The following is a 21106-nucleotide window of genomic DNA, read 5'->3' as shown; positions in this document are numbered from 1 at the left end:
CTTTATACAGTCACTGTTCTTTCTCCCAATCCCCGAGGAAAAGAAAATAGGAGTATTTCAGGCAGGTCTACTGGCTTTTGCTTCTTCCTACTTTGGGCCTTCCCATACAGCAGCCATAATACTTATAGCTAATCTGTACAGTGGCTATTCCATTTCGTCCACAATTACAGTTGCGGGGACAGCTTCGGTTTTACACCGAATTCCCTTTTAAGCCGGAAACTTCCGGCACCTAAATTCTCCATATATAGGTTTGTATTATTTACTCTGACACTAAATATAGTAAATGTCAATTAAATCTATAAAATTATTCTTTTTTATTGAGCCACATATCCGCCATCAATCACAATAGCCTGCCCTGTAACACCTTTTGCATTTTCACTAGAAAGAAACAGGGTATAATCGGCAATTTCTTGAACATCAAGCAAGCGTTTTTGAGGAACAAGCGGATAGATCACTTCTTCCAAAACTTTTTCGAGTTCAACGTTTCTAGTTTTTGCAAGATCCTCAAGCTGCCCTCTTACAAGGGGTGTATCAACATAACCAGGGCAAACAGCATTAACAGTTATGCCATGTGGTGCACCTTCTAAAGCTGCTACTTTAGTTAATCCGATTACTCCATGCTTTGCACTATTATAAGCGGATTTTCCAGCAAAACCGACTAATCCATTTATTGATGCCATGTTGATAATCCGTCCGAACCCTTGTTTTTTCATGATCGGAAACACATGTTTTGTAGCAATAAAAGGAGCAGTAAGCATTACAGAAATCAACTGCTGAAACTTTTCAGTAGGGAACTCTTCTAGTGGTGATACGTATTGTAATCCAGCGTTGTTGATCAGGATATCAATCCGATTATAATGTTGAAGAGCTTGATCCAATGCGTTTGTTATGTCTTCCTCTTTTGTAACATTGCACCCTAGCCCGATGGCATCATGGCCATTACGTACCAAAACTTCAGCTGACTCTTTTGCCTTCTCATCATTAAGGTCACTGATTACGACCTTTGCACCTTGTTCAGCAAACGCTTTAGCTAATTGCAGCCCGATCCCGCTTGCAGCTCCAGTAATAAAAACAACTTTTTTTTCTACGAAGGATCTCATGAATGACTACTCCTTTTCTTTCATAATTCTTATACGATACCAAGACCATAGTAAAGTCCAATAATGACAAATACAGCTACTGTTTTAATAATTGTCATTGCGAAAATATCAATATAAGCCTGTTTATGAGTTAATCCTGTAACAGCTAACAGTGTAATTACGGCTCCATTGTGAGGAAGAGTATCCATCCCGCCGCTCGCCATAGAAGCAACACGGTGAAGGACTTCTGGATCAATGCCTAATTTATTCGCTTGTGCGATATACGTTTCACTCATTGTTGCGAGCGCTATACTCATACCGCCTGAGGCTGATCCTGTAATCCCAGCTAAAGTTGTAGTCGTCACTGCTTCATTTATTAACGGATCTTTAATTGTATTTGACATGGCTGTATTCACTGCCGTAAAACCTGGAAGTGCTGCAATTACTCCCCCAAACCCATACTCTGATGCTGTATTTAGAGTGGCAAGCAAAGCACCGCCAATCGATAAGTTGATACCTTTATTAAAGTTGTTTTTAATTCTTTTAAATGAGAACAGAAGTACCGTAACGATACCAATAATCAATGCACCTTCAACTGCCCAAACTGCAGCAAGTGTCGGAATCTGGATCGCGGGTACATTCTTCATACCAATGGCAGAAAAGTCAAAAGTTGTTCCGTAATACTTAGGAATAAGAACCGTGAACCATTTGTTGAAGACTCCTACCAAAATGAGTGGAAGGATCGCAATAAATGCGTTCGGAAGGTTTTCAGACTCTAGTTTTTCAGGCTCGTTGCTGTGCCCCGTCCCATAGCCTTCTCCCTTTGCTGCCGCTTGTCTTCGTCTCCATTCCAAGTAAACCATACCAATAATAAAGACAAACATTCCCCCAATAAAGCCAAGCCACGGCGCTGCCCATGTTGTCGTTCCAAAGAATGACGTTGGGATGATATTCTGAATCTGAGGACTGCCTGGAAAAGCATCCATCGTAAAGGTAAAAGCACCTAACGCGATGGTTCCAGGTATAAGTCTTTTTGGAATATTTGCCAGTCTAAAGAGTTCTGCTGCGAACGGATAAAGAGCAAAGGCAACTACGAATAATGATACGCCTCCGTAAGTTAGAATGGCTCCAACGAGCACAATAGCAAGCATCGCTCTGGATGGTCCGATCAATTTGATAACAAACTGCGTAATGGATTTTGCAAACCCTGACATCTCAATAACCTTTCCGAATATTGCTCCTAATAAGAAGACTGGAAAGTATAGCTTAATGAATCCAACCATCTTCTCCATAAAAACCCCAGAGAAAAACGGAAGTACATGTCCTGGTTCTGTTAGCAGCACAGCAAAAAGTGCTGCAATCGGTGCAAATAAGATAACACTAAATCCTCTATACGCTACAAACATTAAGAAAAATAATGCCAATAAAATAATAATAATGTCCATTTCTATTCCCCCATTTCTTACGTTCTCGTATCCTTTGAAGCGCTTTCATTTTACTGTGGCATCAGCACCTTTCCTTATAAACTACACCCCGTAATGTAATGCAAGTTCCATGCCAACATGAAAATTCCTTTATTCAGGTCACAGTAAAGCATTTTTTCCGAAAAAGCGGAACATTAAGCTAATAAAGTTTCTTGCAAAAATAAATATTGCTGTAAAGAATGTTTCCAAAGCTACTAATCTATTCATTTTATTAACATTATGAATAATTCCGGAAAAACGGAAAGTGATTCCGTTTTTCCGGAAGATGAGTGCGAATTAACGAATATTGTACTTTTTGATTTTATCGTACAAATTTGTCTTCCCTATACCTAGTTGTTGAGCGACACTCTTAATATCACCATTCATCTTCTCTAGATAATAAGAGATAACGTTCCTTTCTGTTTCTTGCACATGTTCTTTAAGTGTCATTACTGTTTTATGTACACCTAATTTTTCTTTTAGAAAATCCGGAAAAGAATCAATCGTCAATCGATCACTCAGTGTAAGCTGAATAGCTGCTTCTACGAAATTTTTAAGTTCTCTAGCATTTCCAGGCCATTCATATTCTAGAAAAGCTTCTTTTACATCATCATCAATACTGAGGATTCTTTTACCTGTCACTTTGCAATTCATCACTATAAAATTTTCTGCCAAAGGCCAAATATCTTCTTTTCGTTCACGAAGAGGAGGTACCTTAATCTGTAGCACATTAATACGATAGAATAGATCTTCCCGAAATTTGTTTTCCATAATTAGCTTTTCAAGAGGACGGTTTGTGGCTGCGATCACTCTAACATTTACCTTCTGAGTATGTACAGCACCAACAGGCTCTACCTCTTTCTCTTGAAGTACACGAAGCAGCTTGATCTGCATACTTTGAGGGAGATCCCCAATTTCATCTAAAAATAATGTTCCCCCATCTGCAAGCTGAAACTTTCCTAATTTCCCGCCTTTTTTTGCTCCCGTAAAAGCGCCTTCTGAATAACCGAATAATTCCGACTCAAATAAATGCTCAGGTACCGCGCCACAATTGAGCTTTATGAACGGTTTTGCACTTCTTTCGCTTAACTGATGAATGCTATGAGCCAGTAATTCCTTACCCGTTCCGCTTTCACCCCGAATCAATACAGATAAATCACCACTAGCAATGTTTTTTACATGTTTTTTTATTTTTTCAACTTCAGCAGATGTTCCAGCAAAATCATTTAATGTATAAGATGCTCCATTGATTTCTTCCCACTCATTTTTATAAAAATTCAGCTCATGAAGCAAAGCTTTAATATGAGAGTTCATCTTTTTCCATTGTTCAGTGTCTCTAAAGATCACTGTTCCGACTGCGCCTATTACTTTCCCCTCATTAAAGATGGGAATTCTATTAGCAATCATGTAGTTGCCTCGAATGAATTGCAGATCAGCAATTTCTACCTTACCCTGTAAAACCGCTTTGTCCATTCTTGTATTTTCAATAACATTTGTTACATGTTTGCCAATAACTTCTTGAGGATCCTCACCTAAGAACTTACAATATGTCTTATTCATATAGCGGACGATGCCTTCATGATCAACGACTACAATCCATTCGTAAGCGCTATCAATAATCGTCTCTAAAATGTTTTTTTAAATAACGGATCTTGAACTAACAAATATATCCACCCTATTTCTGTAAAAAACTAATACTCTTTAATGGTATTGTAACGTTTCCTACAATAAAAGACAGCACTTAGGCTGTCTTTTAAGAATTGACTCTCTTCATATTTAAAACTTGTAGCCAACTAGATTGGTGAGACACTTAGAGTGGAACGTACGAATGTAGCTCACCGCCTGTCCTGCAGAAAGCGAGGAACCAGAAACGGAAATCAACTACTTTCAAAAAAGCATTGATTATGAAAAGAGCCCTTATCTAAAAGATTGCTGCTTTCAAATGTTGTCTTCTATGATTGTTGATTGAAGTGTAGGGTGCGAGACTCCTGCGGGACAGGCGGGCAGGTGAGACACTTAAGAGTGAAACGTTACGAATGTGGCTCACCGCCTGCCCCGCGGAAAGCGAAGCACCTGAAACGGAAATCAATTACTTTCAAAAACAACAATGATAGCTTCAAATAAAACAATTTAAAAAAGTCTAAACTATTATCTTTTCTTCGCAGCGAATAAAATACGTTCACTTTCATCTGATGGATCTTCAGGTTTAAAATCAGCTGAAACATTTAATAGGTCGTAGCCGCATTCTAGTAACCATCTTGAATAGTCTTCTACTGAGAATGTTCGCTGCATATGAAGTTCGTCATATCGATCATACTTGGTTCCGTTTTGAATAAAAAAGGATAAATCATGTTCCACACTATTTTCAAATTCACCTTGATAGCACTGCCATATGTAAGAGAGCTTCTCTTCGTTACTTCCAAAGGTTTGTCCTATAAAGATTTCGTTGATCTTATGTATAGAATGAACATCGAACAGCAGAAGTCCTCCAGCTTTAAGATGATTTCCTGCTGAAAGAAAGGTACGTTTTACATCTTCTTCTGTTAAAATGTAGTTAAGCGAATCACATAGTATCGTCACACAGTCGAAGGAGCCTAATCCTTCTAAATCCCTCATATCCTGTTGAAAGAGAGAGATTGAAACTTTTTCAGCTTCTGCTTTTTCTCTAGCGACCATTAGCATGTCTGATGAAAGATCCACTCCAGTTACATTAAAGCCCTCTTTTGCTAAGAGTATAGTCAATGAGCCGGTTCCGCAGCCCACGTCTAAAAAACGTGTTCCATCCTTAAGATATTTTGATACAGACGCTTTTACAAAAGAAAGCCAATCCGAATAAGGAGCATCCTCCATTAATTCATCATAAAGGTATGCAAATTGCTGGTAGCTCATTTATAAGTTCTGTTGAGGGGCAAGGATAGCATCTACATCAACTTTGTTAGCATCTCCCCAAAGTTTTTCTAAATTATAGTAACTGCGGTCATCACGATGAAATACATGAACGACGATATTAGCTAAGTCAATCAATACCCAGCGAGCATGATCGTAGCCTTCCATGCGGCGAATTTGAATATCATTTTCTAAAGCAACATCCTTCAGTTCCTTTGAAATGGCCTGAACTTGTTTTTCTGAATTACCGTGACAGATAACAAAGTAATCCGCAACGAGTGAGATTCCTTCCATATCCAAAACAGCAATGTTTTCTGCTCTCTTATCATCTGCCGTTCTTACTACCAATTCCATAAGTTCTTTTACGTTCATCCAGTGCACTCCTCCTAAAATTATTGTTTAATTTCTTGAAGCAATCCGTTATACGTTTCAAACGTGAGTGGGTAGATTTTTTGATTCTGTTTCATTAAAAATCCTATCGTATTCTTAACTGCCATTAAACAGGCTTGATCCAAATTTACCTGCGCCAGTTCTCTAACAGCTTCAACGCCGGGAAATTGACGGTTAGGTTCAATATAATCAGCTAGAAAGATCACTTTTTCGAGTATTGTCATATTTTCTTTACCCGTTGTATGATAATAAATCGCATTTAAGATTTCCGGATCTGCAATTCCTACTTCTTTTTTAACTAAAAATGCGCCAACTGGTGCATGCAATACTTCACTGCCATATAGAAGAAGGTCTTGAGGAAGTCCCTCATTTCGAACGATCTCTCTCATTTCATCCTTTGGACGGAATTTAGCGTAATCATGAAAGATCGCAGCAGTTTCAGCTTTCTTTGGGTCCGCGCCAAATTTATTCGCTAAAAGGATACTCGTTTCTTCTACGCCTAACGTATGAATAAAGCGGTGGTCAGTAAGCTGCTTCTTAACAATTTCAAGTGCTTCAGTTCGTTCCATAAAGATGGTTCTCCTTAACATATTTCCATACCTCATCCGAGACATAATAACGGATGTTTCCCCCAGATCTTGATCTTGAACGTATGAAAGAAGAAGAGATCTCAATAATAGGTATTTCTACATGTTTTACCGAATACCTTTCCCAATGTTGGTCAATGGGGTATCCTGCACGTCCGACACCTGCAAATTGAACAAGATTTTTTAACTCATCAATTTCATGCCAGCTGCTTAATGAATGAACCATATCTCCACCCATAATGAAAGTGAATTTTATATGCGGATATTTATGGGTGAGAAGTCGTATCGTATCAATAGTATATGAAGGACCACTTCTCTCAAACTCAAGTAAAGAAAGGGAAAATTGATTATTGTTACCAATTGCTCTTCTTACCATTTCAATACGCTGTTCATCTGGTACTTCGACGTCTTTCTCTTTGTGAGGTGGTTTAGATGAAGGCATCCACCACACTTCATCTAAATTCAACTGTACCAATGCTTCTTCGGCAATGAGCAAGTGTCCGATGTGCGGCGGATTGAAAGTTCCACCAAAAAGCCCGATCTGCTTTTCCATTCTTTTTTTCACTCCTTAAGGGAGTTCAATGCGTTTCTGATTAACGGATTCTTTGTATAGCACGATTGTACTGCCGATTACTTGTACCAATTGAGCCTTAGATCCACTAGATAGTTCTGATGCTACTGTATCTTTATCTTCATCACAGTTTTGCAAAACACTTACTTTAATTAACTCTCTAGCTTCTAATGCTTCTTCAACTTGCTTGACTAAATTTGAATTTACCCCACCTTTACCAACTTGAAAAATGGGTTGAATATGATGCGCCTTGGAACGCAAAAAGCGTTTTTGTTTACCTGTAAGCATAGTTACCTCCTAAGTTGTTCAATAACAATTTGTTTCATTTTATTTGTGTCAGGAAAAATACCTGTCCATTTTTCAAAAGCCATTGCTCCTTGCATGACGAGCATTGAAACACCATTATCTGTAACAGCACCTCTAGCTTTTGCTTCTTCTAACCATTTCGTGACGAGAGGATTGTATACAATGTCACATACAACTGCCTCTTCCTTCAAATGAGCTAGCTTTAAAGGGACAGAATCCATCTCAGGGTACATCCCTGCGTTAGTCGTATTTATCAGTACGTCAAACCGTTCAAGAACTTTTTCTGCCCTTTGTAAAGACAACCCTTCTATACGCTCATCTTTTAGGTCGTTTAATAGAGATTGAAGCCGTCCCTCTGAACGATTAGCAATAGCTAACTGTTTTGGGTTTTCTTTTTTTAATGCGTAACAAATCGAACGTGCTGCACCACCTGCACCAATTAGCAATACGTTAAGTTCTGAAAGAGGTTTACTGATTTTATCCTTTAAACTTAGTAAAAAGCCTTTACCGTCTGTATTATATCCAATCAATTTTCCGCCGTTGTTTACGACGGTATTAACAGCACCAATCTCTCTCGCTTCTTCATCAACCTCATCCAAAAAAGGAAGAATGGATACTTTATGTGGAATGGTTACATTACATCCAGCGTAGTTGCTTTCTTTAAGCTTATTAATAAAAACTTCTAAATCCTCTGACTTCACTCTTTGTTTTTCATATATTCCAGAGATTCCCGTATGCTTAAAAGCTTCATTATGCATAACCGGTGACAAAGAATGTTCTATTGGATCTCCGATTACAAGTGCTTTTATCATTATGAAAGATCCTCCTTAAATTAAGGATTTACGAACAGTGACCGCTACACCTTCAGGAGCATGAAAAACAACTTTTGCTCCTGCTTCCGGAAACGTAACCCAACCTAGTCCTGAGATCACAACGTCAGTTTTACTTTCTTTAATCATGAATTCATAGCGTTTAAGCTTAGGGAAGTTTGTAACGTCTTCTGGTGGAGCTAGCATATCACCCAAGTGGTTTTCATAAAGCTCGTCTGCTTTTTCTGTTTTGGTTCGATGGATGTTTAGATGGTTAGAGAAATGACAGACAAAGGATTGTTTTCCGCCTTTTACATAATCCATTCTCGCAAGTCCGCCAAAGAACAACGTCTGCATTTCGTTTAGTTGAAACACCATCGGCTTTATCTCTTTTTTCGGCATGATGATATTCAGTTCTTTTTTAGAAACATAATGTGCCATCTGATGGTGATTTATGATTCCTGGAGTATCATACATGTGACTTCTTCCATCAAGCGGAATATCAATGAGATCAAGAGTTGTGCCCGGGAAATGAGAAGTTGTAATAAAATCAGCAGCATCTTCTCCATACTGCTTAATCAATCGGTTAATAAATGTAGATTTACCTGTATTCGTACAACCTACAACATACACATCTTTTCCTTGACGGTAATGATCGATAGCTTCTGCTAATTCTTCAATTCCGTAACCCTTTTCTGCTGAAATCAACTGGACATCAATTGGCTTTAATCCCAGTTCTTTCGCTTCTTTCTTCATCCAATGAATGACTTTATTAGGATTTACTGATTTTGGCAGTAAATCAAGTTTGTTCCCTACAAGAAGTATCGGATTTTTGCCTGCATATCGATGTAACCCAGGTAGCCAGCTTCCACTAAAATCAAAGATATCTACAATTTTTACGACAAGCGCATCTTCATCACCAATACTAGAGACAATTTTACGATAATCATCATCTGTTAAACTAACGTCATGAATCTCATTATAGTGTTTTAAACGAAAACAGCGCTGGCAGATAGGCAGCTCTTTCGTTAGTGCTGAAAGAGGTGCGTATCCGAGCGCTTCTTTGTCCTCTGTTTGTATGGAGACTCCGCAGCCCACACATTTTATTTGTTCCAAACTTATTCCTCCCAATGCAACATGCCTTTTCTTTTCATCCAAGACAATATAATGCGTTCGATCTTTCTGTTAAACCTTGTCCAGAACCCGTCACTGCTAGCAACAGGTACAACTAGAATGGTATGCAGCCCTAATCGGTTTCCGCCTAATACGTCAGTAAGAAGCTGATCACCAATTACAACAACTTCCTCATTTTTTAACTTCATATCCTTTAGAGCTCTTTTAAAAGCTTTTGTCATAGGCTTTCTTGCACTATAGATAAACGGGATCCCCACAGGGTCTGAGAAACTTTTCACTCTATGCTGTGTGTTATTCGATACGATGGTAATCAAGATTCCTTTTTCTTTAATAGAAGTAAACCATTTAATTAATTCGGGAGTTGCTTCAGGTCTATCCCATTCCACAAGCGTATTATCTAAATCTGTGATAATCCCTTTAACTCCTCGTTCAACTAACATTTCCGGTGTAATGTCCAATATATTTTGAACATGCTGATCCGGCAAAAAATGTTTTAACATTTCAAGCACCTCTTCACATTTCCTTATGAACGTTTCTATTTTACCAGTAATGAAAGGAAGTACAAACGATTTTTCTACATTTCCCGATTTTAGGGTATTTTCGTGACGTTTGCTATTAGTAAGAATTCAAATATGAAATACAGAACATTATTTTTGTTCATGCGCTTCCTGGACAAGATGATTGTTTTGTATGTGGCACACCACACCTAAAAGGATTACTTTAAAAGAGCAACTTCTAAAAGATCTTTTTTAAGAAATTCTTTTTTCTTGTTCTTCATTGAAAAGTTGAAAGCGAAAAACCTGGCGGAAATCACTACTTTCAAAGCTCAACATAAAATCCGAAAACAGCCTTAAGAAAAGAGCATTATTTAAAATAATAAAAAAGTTTTCGACAAATTGTTCCCCTACCCAACAATGTGGATAATCTTATACACATTATTCACCTTGGTATCAGTTATCTTTCTTTAAGATGTTAACATTTTACCCACAACTTATCCACCAAACACTGTGGATAAACGAACGGTTGTTCCTTTTTACAATACATGGTAAGCTTCAAATACATAAAGCAAGTACATAAAACATCAACCTAACATTTTATGACTTTTATACGAATTTAGAATAGCTGTTCCATCATTTTTTTATAAAAAACAGGAGGTGACCATGCCGCTTCGTGAGGGCTATATTATGGAAAAACTTTCGGACGACCTGTTGATTGAATCCTACTTAAAGGCAAGAGAACTGAAACTTAGCAAAGACTTTATTTTACTTATAAAGAAAGAGATTGACAGAAGATCACTTCATGCTAGATTACAGCAAGTTTTAATGTAGAGCGTATACGTACGCTCTATTTTTTTGTGGCTAGCATCTTCTCTGCTTTTCGGTAATCCCCTGGTGAAAAAGTAATTTCAACAGGAATTCTCCATTTTTCTTCCCAGAACTGCTTATACTTCTTACTCAATGCTTCTGCTTCTTTATGATGATAAGCTTTTACTTTTATCGCGACTACATATTTTTCTTGATCTTTTAGCACAATCGCATGTTTGATATGTTTGTCTTTTGTTATTTCTCTTTTCATTTCTTCGGCAAGCGACGAAGCGTTAAAAACACCTGTATCGGAAAAACTTATGTGTTTCCTATAATATTCTCTTGGCTGAAAACCAGGGCTTCCTTCTTCTTTTTTATATACAGAATCATTTAAACATCCTGTTAATTGAAACAAAATCAAAAGTAATCCGTATATATGAAATAGTCTCATTATCATTCACCTCTCAAATAGGTTAGGTATTTTTTGGGAAGGATATTCAAGAGTTAATAAATCTAATGTGAACGAGAGAGTTTCTGCTTAGTAAACTATTTGCTAAAACGGAAAGGTTTTGCTTACAATGTAATGGACTATCATGATTATTATTGGGTTTTAAGGAGGTTTACCGGTATTTATGTTACATATTTACATACTTGTACCTTTTTTAGCAGCACTGTTGATCGGGCTTGTCGCTAAAAAAGAAAGCCGGATACATACTGGCTGGTTTGTATTTCCTGTTCCAGCCGTACTGTTTATTCTGTTTTGTTCGAAATTGCCTGTATTAGCTGAAGGGAAAATTGTTCAAAGCGTCGCTAACTGGATTCCATCGCTTGATATTCAATTGAGCTTTTACTTGGACGGGCTTAGTATGCTTTTTTCCTTATTGATAACTGGTATTGGTTCATTGGTGGTTCTTTATTCCATCTTTTACTTATCGAAAAAAGAACAACTCGTCCATTTTTATGTGTATTTACTCTTATTTATGGGATCGATGTTAGGAGTCGTTCTATCTGACAACGTATTCGTACTCTATACCTTCTGGGAATTCACGAGTATCTCATCATTTCTATTAATCGGTTTTTGGTTCTACCGTGAACGTTCAACATATGGTGCACAAAAATCGATGCTGGTCACGGTCTTTGGAGGGCTATCGATGCTTGGTGCTCTTATTCTCCTTTCCATAACAGCAGAGACTAACAGCATTCGAGAGATGATTGCAAATCGATCTGAGATCATTGAGAGCGATTTGTTTATTCCCATTATGCTTTTGCTGCTGATTGGAGCTTTTACTAAATCAGCACAGTTTCCGTTTCACAGCTGGCTTCCTGATGCAATGGAAGCACCAACACCTGTCAGTGCGTACCTTCACTCGGCAACGATGGTTAAAGCGGGAATCTACTTAGTCGCAAGATTCTCACTCATTTTCAGCGGTACGGATATATTTTTTATTATCGTTACAGGTGCCGGGCTAATCACGCTCTGTGTTGGGTCTTTTCTCGCGTCACGCCAAACCGATTTAAAAGGAATTCTTGCTTATTCTACAATCAGTCAGCTCGGTATGATCATGTCTATGCTAGGCTTTGGCTCTGGAGTTGCTACTCTAGCTGCTATCTTCCATATCTTTAATCACGCCACTTTTAAAGGCAGCCTGTTTATGATTGCAGGTATTGTAGATCATGAGACAGGAACAAGAGATATTAGGAGACTTGGCGGACTATACACGTTTATGCCTATCTCTGCTACTCTTGCCTTTTTTGGGGCGTTTTCTATGGCCGGAATACCACTTCCCATCTTCAACGGCTTTCTAAGTAAGGAGATGTTTTTTGACGCCTCCTTGAAACTAGAACAAACGAGTGGATTTGCTGCAATGTTTGCCCAATGGGTTCCCGTTTTTGCAGTAGCTGGGAGTATTTTTACATTTGTTTATTCCATGTATCTTGTATTTGGCACATTCACAGGGAAGGCAAAGCTTGATCAGTTAGAGAAAAAGCCTCATGAGGCACCAATCGGCATGCTTATATCACCGATTGTACTTATTGGATTAGTAGTATTGATTGGATTATTGCCAAATTTAATCAACGAGCCCCTTCTTGCACCAGCAGTCGCTTCTGTCACGGGAGATTTTGCTCTTATACACCTTAAATTTTGGCACGGTTTGAATGGACCGCTTTATATGTCAATTATTGTTGTAATACTTGGGATTTTACTAACACTGACATTAAAAAAATGGCAGCCGGTCTATAACAGGGTACCTGGGAAATTTTCAACGGACCGTTTATATCAAGCATTAGTAAATGGGTTATTGAGGTTTTCGAATATCTTTACAAAATCCTATATGACGGGGTCATTGCGTTTATACACATCCATCATCCTTGTATTTTTGGTCATTTCAACATCAGCCTTTATCTTCATTACAGACGGATTTAAAATTTCTTTTGATGACTTAGCGCCTGTCACTTGGCCTGAGGTGTTAATTGGATCTGTAATGGCTGTTGCTGCGATTGCAACCATTTGGATGAACCAGCGCATTGCTGCAATCATTGTAATCGGGGTCGTAGGGTATGGACTTTCTTTACTGTTCGTATTCTTCCGGGCACCTGACTTGGCATTAACACAGCTAATCGTTGAAACAATTACTGTAGCATTGTTCTTGCTATGCTTTGCTCATTTGCCAAAGCTAAAAAAGTCGGATAAAAAGAGTTCTGAAAAACTTGTGGATTTTGTAATTGCTGCTTCGACAGGAGCTTTGCTTACCATTGTAGCGATCTCTTCACATAGCTCACAATACTTTGACAGCATTGCAAAATATTTCGTCGATAACTCTTATAAACTCGGCGGAGGAGATAATATCGTAAACGTCATCCTTGTTGATTTCCGTGGATTGGATACTTTATTTGAAATAGCAGTACTTGGTCTAGCTGCTTTGGGCATTTTCGCCATGATAAAATACCGGGATAAAGGAGACATGAATCACTAATGGAAATTCTTATGTCTATACTTGCCGGAACTTTATTTGCAGCCGGCGTTTATCTTATACTTCAAAAACAACTATTAAAAATTGTACTAGGCACAGCGCTTTTATCACATGGGGCACACCTGTTTATTTTAACGATGGGAAAATTGAACCGTGGTGCACCTCCCATTTTAGAAAAGGGGATCAAAGTATACACTGATCCTCTTCCTCAAGCGCTAATACTGACATCTATTGTTATAAGTTTTGGGGTAACGAGCTTTCTTCTTGTTCTAGCTTATCGTACCTATCAAAGCAATAAGACGGATATGATGGATCAGCTAAGGGGAACGGATGATGAGTAATTTAGTATTTTTGCCAATTTTCATACCATTATTTTTCGGTGTTTTGCTCGTGTTTTTTAATAAGAAACAAAAGCTAACGATTAATACTTCTTTTCTTGTAGTTTTTCTAAACTTAGGGATATCTATCTTTCTAAGTTATTATGTTTTTACAAAAGGTCCGCTTGTTCTTGAAACCGGTGGATGGAAAGCACCATATGGAATTGTTCTTGTTGCTGACCAGTTATCGGTCATTATGATACTTGCTGTCAATGTAATTGCGGCAACTGCAGCTATTTTTGCATTATCATCAGTTACCGAGAAGATGATACACCACTACTTTTATCCTTTGTTCTTTTTATTGGTTGCAGGAGTATGTGGTGCATTCTTAACAGGTGATCTTTTCAACCTATTCGTATTTTTCGAGGTACTTTTGATGGCCTCCTATGGATTGATTATCATCGGGGGTTCCAAGCATCAATTCCGGGAATCTGTAAAGTATATCTTGCTAAATTTGTTTTCGTCTATTCTATTTGTAACAACGGTAGCCTTTCTATACTCTGTTACCGGGACAGTTAATATGGCACAACTTGGAGAACGTGTTGCCGAAGTTGAACAGCAAGGGATCTTAACCGGTATTGCGATTTTATTATTCATCGTTTTCGCAACTAAAGGAGCATTATTTCCTTTGTATTTTTGGCTTCCTAAGTCATACATTGTTCCTTCACCGATTGTTTCTGCACTATTCGGAGCCCTGTTAACTAAAGTTGGCGTTTATTCCATGCTAAGAGTATTTACACTCATTTTTTCTCACAAACTTGAGCTGACTCATACCTTTTTCATTTGGATAGCCACTCTAACTATGTTAATAGGAGTTATTGGAGCACTATCCACATCGAATGTAAAACTAATCATCGCCTATAATATCATGCCTGCCATAGGGTTTATGCTGCTTGGAATCGGAACGTTCTCAGCTGAATCAATTGCCGGTACGATCTATTATTTAGTACACGACATGGCAATCAAGGCTGCACTATTTTTCTTGGTGGGATTACTTGCTTGGCATGCTGGAACTTCAAACCTTCACAAGATGGGCGGATATATTAAAACAGCACCATTTATGGGCTGGATGTTTTTTATCGCATCCCTTGTTTTAGCAGGAATACCGCCGTTCAGCGGATTTATCGGTAAATACCTTCTTTTAAGAGGCGCAATGGACGAGGGTCACTATATCGCTGCTGGGGCCGGATTGTTATCTAGTTTGTTAATCTTATTTTCAGTAATCCGCATTTTCATAGGTGCTTTCTGGGGAGAGTTAAAAGAAGAGCCTCAACAAAAAGTGAAATCTTCAGGATTAACGGCTTCTGCTGTACTGCTGGCTATCTCTATTGTTTTAGGGGTTGGTGCGGAATGGTTTTATCCATATATTCAGGCCGCGGCAGACAGCCTAATTGATCCGCAAATCTATATTGATTATGTATTAAAGGAGTAATCCCATGACATTTCAACTTATTCTAAATTTGCTGATCGGCGTTATTTGGATGTTTTTATCTGAGAGCTACTCTTTCGCAAGTTTTTTAGTTGGATTTGTGATTGGGGCTGCTCTTCTGTTTTTATTAAACCGATTCATTCCAGATTCTTACTATTTCAAACATGTAAAAGCGATTGGATTTTTGATCTTTCTGTTCATTAAAGAGCTGATTTTATCAAACATAGAAGTACTAAAGTGGATATACAAACCTCGGCTTGATTTTCAACCAGGAATTTTAGCGCTCCCTATTGATGTAAAGAAGAATTGGGAAATTACGCTGCTCGCAAACTTGATCACTCTTACACCAGGTACTCTTTCTGTTGATGTTTCTAAAGATCAAAGATTCATCTATATACATGCCCTAGATTTACCTGATGTAAATGAAACAATCGTTTCAATTAAGGATTCATTCGAAAAAGCAATAAGGGAGGTAACACGATGACAGATTGGTTCTCCATTGTTGTCTATATATGTTTATTCGTCACTACCATCTCTATCCTGCTTCTCCTTTATAGAGCAGTAGTTGGTCCATCCAATCCAGATCGTGTTGTAGCACTCGATACAATAGGAATTAACTTAATTGCGATCACTGGGCTAATGGCTATAATTTTAGATACGGTCCAATTGAACGATATCATCTTGCTGATTGGAATATTAACTTTTATTGCAACGGTTGCAGTTGCAAAATTCTTAGAAAAGGGTGTTATCATTGATCAAGATCGTGATTAGCTTTTTCCTTATCATCGGCACCTTTATCATTTTTTCCGGTACACTTGGCGTTCTTCGATTTCCAGATGTGTATTCAAGACTTCATGCAGCCAGTAAAGCTTCGACTCTAGGTGTGTCAGGAATTCTTATTGGGTCGTTTATATACGTATTAGCTGAGATGAATTTGTTCAGTGGAAAACTAATTCTTGGAATCCTCTTCGTACTTATGACAGCTCCTGTAGCAGGTCATATGATCTCTAGAGCTGCGTATCGGACAGGTGTTCCACTGTCTGATAAAACAGTTTTTAATGAACTCGAAAAGAATCATAGGTCCAACGGTCAATAACTAGAATCAACTTCTCTCAGACATATATTAAAAACATTGGGTATATAATTTTAAGCAACGGACATTGTTGGTAAAATGGGCGGCAGGAATTACTATATTCATCTGCCGCTTTCATTTATTGTTCTAGCTTGCTACCCTTTGAGGAGTGATTATATGTTCATGCTTGAGAGAGAGAGGATTGATTCAACGTTAAAGAAAGTGAAGGGGCAAACAGCCAACTTCTTAACGTTAATCAATTTATCACTAGGTGTTTTAGCTTTATTACTTATGATTTCAGGAGACTTGAAAATTGGATTTATCTTGATCTTTTTGGCAGGTTTGTTCGACCGTTTTGATGGGATGGTCGCTAGAATGCTAAATATTGAATCAGAGTTTGGAAAGCAATTAGATTCACTTTGTGATTTAATCTCATTCGGTATTGCACCAGCCTTTTTAATCTATCAAGTTGTTCTTTATCAGTTTGGCGTACCTGGTATGCTATTTACCATCATTTTTATTGTTTGCGGTGCCATACGTCTTGCCCGCTTCAATATTACCGAGTTTACCGGTTCCTTTGTGGGTGTGCCCATTACCGTAGCAGGCTGTTTAATGGCTGCTGGATATTTGACAGTACATGTAGTACCAGGTTTTCTATATATGTTCCTTACCTTTGGGTTATCTATCTTGATGATAAGCAATATCTCCATTGAAAAGAGATAAATATCTTTTCTCTAATAGTGGAGTGCTGTGAATTAGAAAAAGCTTGGTGTTATGCCAAGCTTTTTTTATATTTCACAAAGCCTTTCTTCTAGTATTCTGTGTGGTAAATACACTACTAAGATGAACTTTCGAAAAACATGCTGGAATCACGGAAAAATACGCTCCATCACGGAAAAAAATCAATCCGCTTAATTGTGTACTCCTCATATAGACAAACCTTCACAAAAAAATGGCAGCTCCCATAACGGAAACTGCCAGTATACTTCAAACCAGTCATATTACTCTTCAGTTAGTGCCAAAAATTCCTCTACATCTGCTGCTGCTAATTCAATTCCTTTTAACCAGAAATCTTGTTTTGTAACATCAATGCCTAAATGCTTTTGTGCGAGCTCTTCCACTTGCATCTTCCCTGTGTCTTGAAGAAGCGCAATGTATTTTTCCTCAAACGATGGCCCTTCTTCTTTTGCTTTTGCATAAATACCTGCAGAGAATAAATAGCCGAACGTATATGGGAAGTTGTAAAACGGAACATCGGTAATGTAGAAATGAAGCTTAGACGCCCAGAAGTATGGGTGATACTCTTCAAGCGCATCGTTAAACGCTTCTTTTTGCGCTTCTTCCATTAGTTCGCATAAACGGTCAACAGACAGCTGACCAGATTTTCTTTCTTCATACATTCTTGTTTCGAACAAGAAACGCGCATGTATGTTCATAAAGAACGCTACAGATCTTTGTGCTTTGTCTTCGAGAAGCGCAATTTTTCCCTCTTTTGTTTTTGCATTTGATACTGCTGCATCTGCAACGATCATCTCAGCGAATGTAGAAGCTGTTTCCGCTACATTCATCGCATAATTTGTTGCATAGTATGGCATTTCTTTTAATACATCAGAATGAAAAGCATGACCTAACTCATGGGCAAGCGTAGAAACATTGCTAGGTGTTCCTGAGAATGTCATAAAGATACGTGTTTCTTTTTTGGTAGGAAAACCTGTACAGAACCCGCCTGGTCTTTTTCCCGAACGATCTTCCGCTTCAATCCAGCCATCCAAAAATGCTTTTTCTGAGAAATCTGCCATTTTAGGTGCTAATGTACGGAAATGTTCAACAATAAACTGAGCAGCTTCATCATAGCTCATTTTGCTGTTTGCTGAAGACAATGGTGCATCTACATCATACCAGCTTAATTTCTCAAGATTTAAAAGTTTGGCTTTACGGTCAAGATACTTTACGAAGATGTCTTTTTTAGATGTAATTGCATCCCACATTGCTGTAAGCGTTTCTTCCTTCATACGATTGATCGCAAGAGGTTCTTTTAACGTTTCTTCCCATCCTCTATGCTTATAGATTTCATTTCTAAAGCCTGCGATGTGATTAATAGACGCAGCACAAAATTCTCCTTCATGATCCCAAGCTTCAACAAACTTTTTGAACGTATCTTTTCGGACTTGACGATCAGGACTTGAGAATTTGTTTTCTGCCTGGCCAACTGATAGTTCTTCCTCTTTACCATCGATCTCTACCTTAATGTTAATTCTGCCCACTACTAAATCATAAAGAGTTGACCATGCATGGTAGCCGTCAACTGCTAGATCATTGATTAAAGATTCTTCTGAAATGCCAAGCTTTTCTTTTGCTTTTCCTCTTCTCTCGTTTAAAGAGAACGCAATATGTTCATATTCAGGAAGACTCATAAGATCTTTCCATACATCTTCAGAGATATCCATCAACTTTTGATCGATTACTGAACCTACGTTAGAGAAGGCTGCGTAAACAGATTCTAATCTTCCACGAAGAGCCATCGCCTTCTTATCTTTTACATCTTGAGCGATCAAACAGCCGATAAAAGCTCCTGCAGTTGATAATCGCTCAGAAAAGTTTTGAAGCTCTTCAATAAGATTTAAAAAATTTTCGTTTGAAAAAGTGAATGATTCTGCTTTTTTAGCTAATTCCTTCGCTTCTTCTTCCGTCCACTTTATTTCTGCTAATAATTCTTTGGATTCACTTCCACCAGGAAAAACGGAATCAAGTTCCCATGTTTGCCTTAAGTCTTGTAATAACATTATTTCTCCCCCATTATGTACGTATTTCCACTCTTTTCTTATTATAAAAAATATTCAAACAAAAATCGACTATGAAGTTTATTTTTGTGTGTTTATTTTTCTAGAGGCCATAACATTAGCTTTCATCTTGCTGATTTTTTTGATTTGCCACTTCTTCAAAAAAACATCAAAATAAAAAACTCCCCTATTATGGAGAGTTTTTACTTTAAATATTATTCAGCTATTGCCGCATAAACAAAATAGGCCAACATGACGACGAATGATCCATATAAAACAGCTTCTTGCATAAGAACGCCTCCTGGTTTTTTACCTATTCTATTCCCTGTTTTATTTATTTAAACACAGAACATTTTTATTCTTTTTAACGCACTTGTTTACCTAAGTTTGCTTTTGCTTGCTGTATTAATTCTTTTACCATTCTTCCGCCAATCTGCCCGCCTACACGGCCTGCATCTTTAGAAGTAATCGTTCCGTTATATCCTTTTTCTAACGATACTCCCATATCTCTTGCCACTTCATATTTCACATCATCTGGTGACTGATCAGACACTTTATATCCTGCTTCTCTCATCACTTTCGCTTTTAGCCGATCAAGACCTTCTCTAGCTTCAGGAACAATAGGCTGTCTTTTTCTGCTTGCCATCTATAAAAACTCCTTTTTTTCTTTAGTTTGCCCGAAGCCCAAAATAAAAAGGCTGTAAATGTTACCAGCCTTGAACATCTTTGTTTTACCGTTCTGATTGCTGACGGCTTCTATAGAACTCATGAAACAACTTCATAAGCGCTCTTTTTTCGATTCGTGAAACATAACTCCTAGAAATCCCAAGCTGTTTTGCGATCTCGCGCTGTGTTTTTTCTTTTTGAAGATCCAGGCCAAAACGTCCAACAATGACTTCTTTTTCCCGGTCATCCAGTACATGAATATAATCGTAAATTTTCTTTTTTTGCATCTTTAATTGAATGGCATCTACTACATCTTCTGTTTCCGCTTTCAATACATCGATCAATGTGATCTCATTGCCTTCTTTATCCGTTCCGATCGGATCATGAAGCGAAACATCTTTTTTTGTTTTCTTCAAAGCACGCAGATGCATTAATATTTCATTTTCTATACAACGAGCTGCATAGGTCGCAAGCTTCGTTCCTTTTCCCCTGGAATAACTCTCGATCGCTTTAATCAGGCCAATGGTACCGATGGAGATAAGATCCTCTGTGTCCTCTCCTGTGTTCTCAAATTTTTTGACGATATGCGCCACAAGCCGTAAGTTGTGCTCGATCAGCATAGCCCTCGCGTGTTCGTTTCCTTCTGCCATCTCTTTTAAGTACTGCTTCTCTTCATTTTCAGACAGGGGCTGGGGAAAGGCATTGTTCTTAACGTATGACACAAACAGCATAACTTCTTTAAAGAAATAGGCCAACACACCTACTAATGACATAACAGCACCTCCAAGACGTTCTGTATTCCCTTATGTTTATGCGAAGCTGGGCTTGGGTGTGTCTGTACATACAAAATCAAACGAAACCTTTTTATTTTTTATCACGTACTAGAAATAAATGGTTTAAATACACGATGATCCATACTATAATTGAGCATGGAATGAGGTGAAAATGTGAATAAAACGAAAAAACTTATCGCCAGTGTATCCTCTGCCTCTGTAGCTGTTATGCTTTCTGGCTGCAATGATTATTCAGCAGAAGAGCTTCCACCAGAACCAACTGATACTGAATGCCAAGATTGGGAATGGGATGCAGATGATGGCGTTTATGAATGTGATGACACGAATTCCCGCTATTTTGGCAGTTATTTTTATGGCGGAAAATATTACAAAGGAAAAAGCAGCTTGTTAAAAAGCTCAGCTTATAAGTCATACAAAAGCAGTTCCAGTTTTAAAGGCGGTGGATCTGGTTTTGGAGGCAGCAAGGGATTTGGCGGATAAATCATGA

The 21106-nt window shown here is 38.1% G+C and carries 25 protein-coding genes and 1 riboswitch; of the genes, 10 read left to right on the top strand and 15 right to left on the bottom strand.

Annotated features, from left to right (window positions below):
• Window positions 1-42: 42 nt before the first annotated feature.
• Window positions 43-248, bottom strand: a riboswitch (cobalamin riboswitch).
• A gap of 66 nt (window positions 249-314) precedes the next feature.
• The 3 genes from P8610_RS01895 to P8610_RS01885 all read right to left on the bottom strand — a co-directional run bounded on the left by P8610_RS01895 (window position 315) and on the right by P8610_RS01885 (window position 4174).
• The gene (locus P8610_RS01895) at window positions 315-1100 is read right to left on the bottom strand and encodes a 3-hydroxybutyrate dehydrogenase (protein ID WP_394602893.1); all 786 of its coding nucleotides are present in this window, start codon (window positions 1098-1100) and stop codon (window positions 315-317) included.
• Window positions 1101-1129: 29 nt separating this feature from the next.
• On the bottom strand, window positions 1130-2524 hold the full coding sequence (locus P8610_RS01890) for a GntP family permease (RefSeq protein ID WP_394602892.1): 1395 nt from the start codon (window positions 2522-2524) through the stop codon (window positions 1130-1132).
• 315 nt (window positions 2525-2839) lie between these two features.
• Window positions 2840-4174: a sigma-54 interaction domain-containing protein gene (locus tag P8610_RS01885; protein WP_394603096.1), complete on the bottom strand. Its 1335-nt coding sequence runs from the start codon at window positions 4172-4174 to the stop codon at window positions 2840-2842.
• A gap of 345 nt (window positions 4175-4519) precedes the next feature.
• Between P8610_RS01885 and P8610_RS01880 the strand changes: the two genes are divergently transcribed.
• Entirely contained in the window at window positions 4520-4666 is a 147-nt protein-coding gene (locus P8610_RS01880) for a hypothetical protein (RefSeq protein WP_394602891.1), read from the top strand.
• 24 nt (window positions 4667-4690) lie between these two features.
• Here the strand turns inward: P8610_RS01880 and P8610_RS01875 are convergent, their stop codons facing one another.
• The 8 genes from P8610_RS01875 to P8610_RS01840 are packed head-to-tail and all read right to left on the bottom strand — an operon-like array spanning window position 4691 to window position 9734.
• A complete protein-coding gene (locus P8610_RS01875; RefSeq protein WP_394602890.1) occupies window positions 4691-5431 on the bottom strand; it encodes a class I SAM-dependent DNA methyltransferase in 741 nt (246 codons plus the stop codon).
• Entirely contained in the window at window positions 5432-5800 is a 369-nt protein-coding gene (gene rsfS / locus P8610_RS01870) for a ribosome silencing factor (RefSeq protein ID WP_066237716.1), read from the bottom strand.
• A 20-nt stretch (window positions 5801-5820) separates the two neighbouring features.
• Entirely contained in the window at window positions 5821-6387 is a 567-nt protein-coding gene (gene yqeK, locus P8610_RS01865) for a bis(5'-nucleosyl)-tetraphosphatase (symmetrical) YqeK (RefSeq protein ID WP_394602889.1), read from the bottom strand.
• Window positions 6374-6958, bottom strand: a complete 585-nt coding sequence (locus tag P8610_RS01860) for a nicotinate-nucleotide adenylyltransferase (RefSeq protein WP_394602888.1) — start codon at window positions 6956-6958, stop codon at window positions 6374-6376. The genes yqeK and P8610_RS01860 overlap by 14 nt, the downstream gene beginning before the upstream one ends.
• 15 nt (window positions 6959-6973) lie before the next feature.
• Complete coding sequence (gene yhbY, locus P8610_RS01855) at window positions 6974-7264, bottom strand: ribosome assembly RNA-binding protein YhbY (protein WP_289495050.1); 291 nt, start codon at window positions 7262-7264, stop codon at window positions 6974-6976.
• Between the two features lie 2 nt (window positions 7265-7266).
• Window positions 7267-8094, bottom strand: coding sequence for a shikimate dehydrogenase (aroE, locus tag P8610_RS01850; RefSeq protein ID WP_394602887.1), 828 nt, complete (start codon window positions 8092-8094; stop codon window positions 7267-7269).
• A 15-nt stretch (window positions 8095-8109) separates the two neighbouring features.
• On the bottom strand, window positions 8110-9213 hold the full coding sequence (gene yqeH / locus P8610_RS01845; protein WP_394603095.1) for a ribosome biogenesis GTPase YqeH: 1104 nt from the start codon (window positions 9211-9213) through the stop codon (window positions 8110-8112).
• A complete protein-coding gene (locus P8610_RS01840; RefSeq protein ID WP_289495048.1) occupies window positions 9210-9734 on the bottom strand; it encodes a YqeG family HAD IIIA-type phosphatase in 525 nt (174 codons plus the stop codon). The genes yqeH and P8610_RS01840 overlap by 4 nt, the downstream gene beginning before the upstream one ends.
• A gap of 675 nt (window positions 9735-10409) precedes the next feature.
• Here P8610_RS01840 and P8610_RS01835 point away from each other — a divergent pair.
• Window positions 10410-10553, top strand: a complete 144-nt coding sequence (locus P8610_RS01835) for a sporulation histidine kinase inhibitor Sda (protein ID WP_197133330.1) — start codon at window positions 10410-10412, stop codon at window positions 10551-10553.
• 16 nt (window positions 10554-10569) lie between these two features.
• On the opposite strand, the gene P8610_RS01830 is transcribed toward P8610_RS01835, so the two are convergent.
• Complete coding sequence (locus P8610_RS01830) at window positions 10570-10980, bottom strand: hypothetical protein (RefSeq protein ID WP_289495047.1); 411 nt, start codon at window positions 10978-10980, stop codon at window positions 10570-10572.
• A gap of 181 nt (window positions 10981-11161) precedes the next feature.
• Between P8610_RS01830 and P8610_RS01825 the strand changes: the two genes are divergently transcribed.
• From P8610_RS01825 to pssA, 7 genes are all read left to right on the top strand, one after another.
• The gene (locus tag P8610_RS01825; RefSeq protein ID WP_394602886.1) at window positions 11162-13504 is read left to right on the top strand and encodes a Na+/H+ antiporter subunit A; all 2343 of its coding nucleotides are present in this window, start codon (window positions 11162-11164) and stop codon (window positions 13502-13504) included.
• Window positions 13504-13842 (top strand): Na(+)/H(+) antiporter subunit C, encoded by a 339-nt coding sequence (locus tag P8610_RS01820; RefSeq protein ID WP_289495045.1) that lies wholly within the window; start codon window positions 13504-13506, stop codon window positions 13840-13842. Before P8610_RS01825 ends, P8610_RS01820 begins: the two co-directional genes overlap by 1 nt.
• Window positions 13835-15310, top strand: coding sequence for a Na+/H+ antiporter subunit D (locus tag P8610_RS01815; RefSeq protein WP_394602885.1), 1476 nt, complete (start codon window positions 13835-13837; stop codon window positions 15308-15310). The genes P8610_RS01820 and P8610_RS01815 overlap by 8 nt, the downstream gene beginning before the upstream one ends.
• 4 nt (window positions 15311-15314) lie before the next feature.
• On the top strand, window positions 15315-15791 hold the full coding sequence (locus P8610_RS01810) for a Na+/H+ antiporter subunit E (RefSeq protein WP_289495043.1): 477 nt from the start codon (window positions 15315-15317) through the stop codon (window positions 15789-15791).
• Window positions 15788-16078, top strand: a complete 291-nt coding sequence (locus tag P8610_RS01805; protein ID WP_394602884.1) for a Na(+)/H(+) antiporter subunit F1 — start codon at window positions 15788-15790, stop codon at window positions 16076-16078. The genes P8610_RS01810 and P8610_RS01805 overlap by 4 nt, the downstream gene beginning before the upstream one ends.
• Window positions 16050-16403 carry a monovalent cation/H(+) antiporter subunit G gene (gene mnhG, locus P8610_RS01800; protein WP_066237757.1) on the top strand — a complete coding sequence of 118 codons (354 nt, stop codon included), beginning with the start codon at window positions 16050-16052 and terminating at the stop codon, window positions 16401-16403. Before P8610_RS01805 ends, mnhG begins: the two co-directional genes overlap by 29 nt.
• Window positions 16404-16556: 153 nt before the next feature.
• Entirely contained in the window at window positions 16557-17102 is a 546-nt protein-coding gene (pssA, locus tag P8610_RS01795; protein WP_289495041.1) for a CDP-diacylglycerol--serine O-phosphatidyltransferase, read from the top strand.
• Between the two features lie 278 nt (window positions 17103-17380).
• Here the strand turns inward: pssA and P8610_RS01790 are convergent, their stop codons facing one another.
• The 3 genes from P8610_RS01790 to sigK all read right to left on the bottom strand — a co-directional run bounded on the left by P8610_RS01790 (window position 17381) and on the right by sigK (window position 20598).
• Entirely contained in the window at window positions 17381-19162 is a 1782-nt protein-coding gene (locus P8610_RS01790; RefSeq protein ID WP_394602883.1) for a M3 family oligoendopeptidase, read from the bottom strand.
• 361 nt (window positions 19163-19523) lie between these two features.
• Window positions 19524-19805: a small, acid-soluble spore protein, alpha/beta type gene (locus P8610_RS01785; protein WP_394602882.1), complete on the bottom strand. Its 282-nt coding sequence runs from the start codon at window positions 19803-19805 to the stop codon at window positions 19524-19526.
• Between the two features lie 85 nt (window positions 19806-19890).
• Window positions 19891-20598 (bottom strand): RNA polymerase sporulation sigma factor SigK, encoded by a 708-nt coding sequence (sigK, locus tag P8610_RS01780; protein WP_066237772.1) that lies wholly within the window; start codon window positions 20596-20598, stop codon window positions 19891-19893.
• A gap of 174 nt (window positions 20599-20772) precedes the next feature.
• On the opposite strand from sigK, the gene P8610_RS01775 reads away from it, so the two are divergent.
• Window positions 20773-21099 (top strand): aminotransferase yhxA, encoded by a 327-nt coding sequence (locus P8610_RS01775; RefSeq protein WP_394602881.1) that lies wholly within the window; start codon window positions 20773-20775, stop codon window positions 21097-21099.
• The last annotated feature ends 7 nt before the right edge of the window (window positions 21100-21106 follow it).

It is taken from the genome of Fictibacillus sp. UD (assembly GCF_043558025.1).
GTDB lineage: Bacteria > Bacillota > Bacilli > Bacillales > Fictibacillaceae > Fictibacillus.
This window is presented reverse-complemented; position numbering and strand designations above follow the sequence as displayed.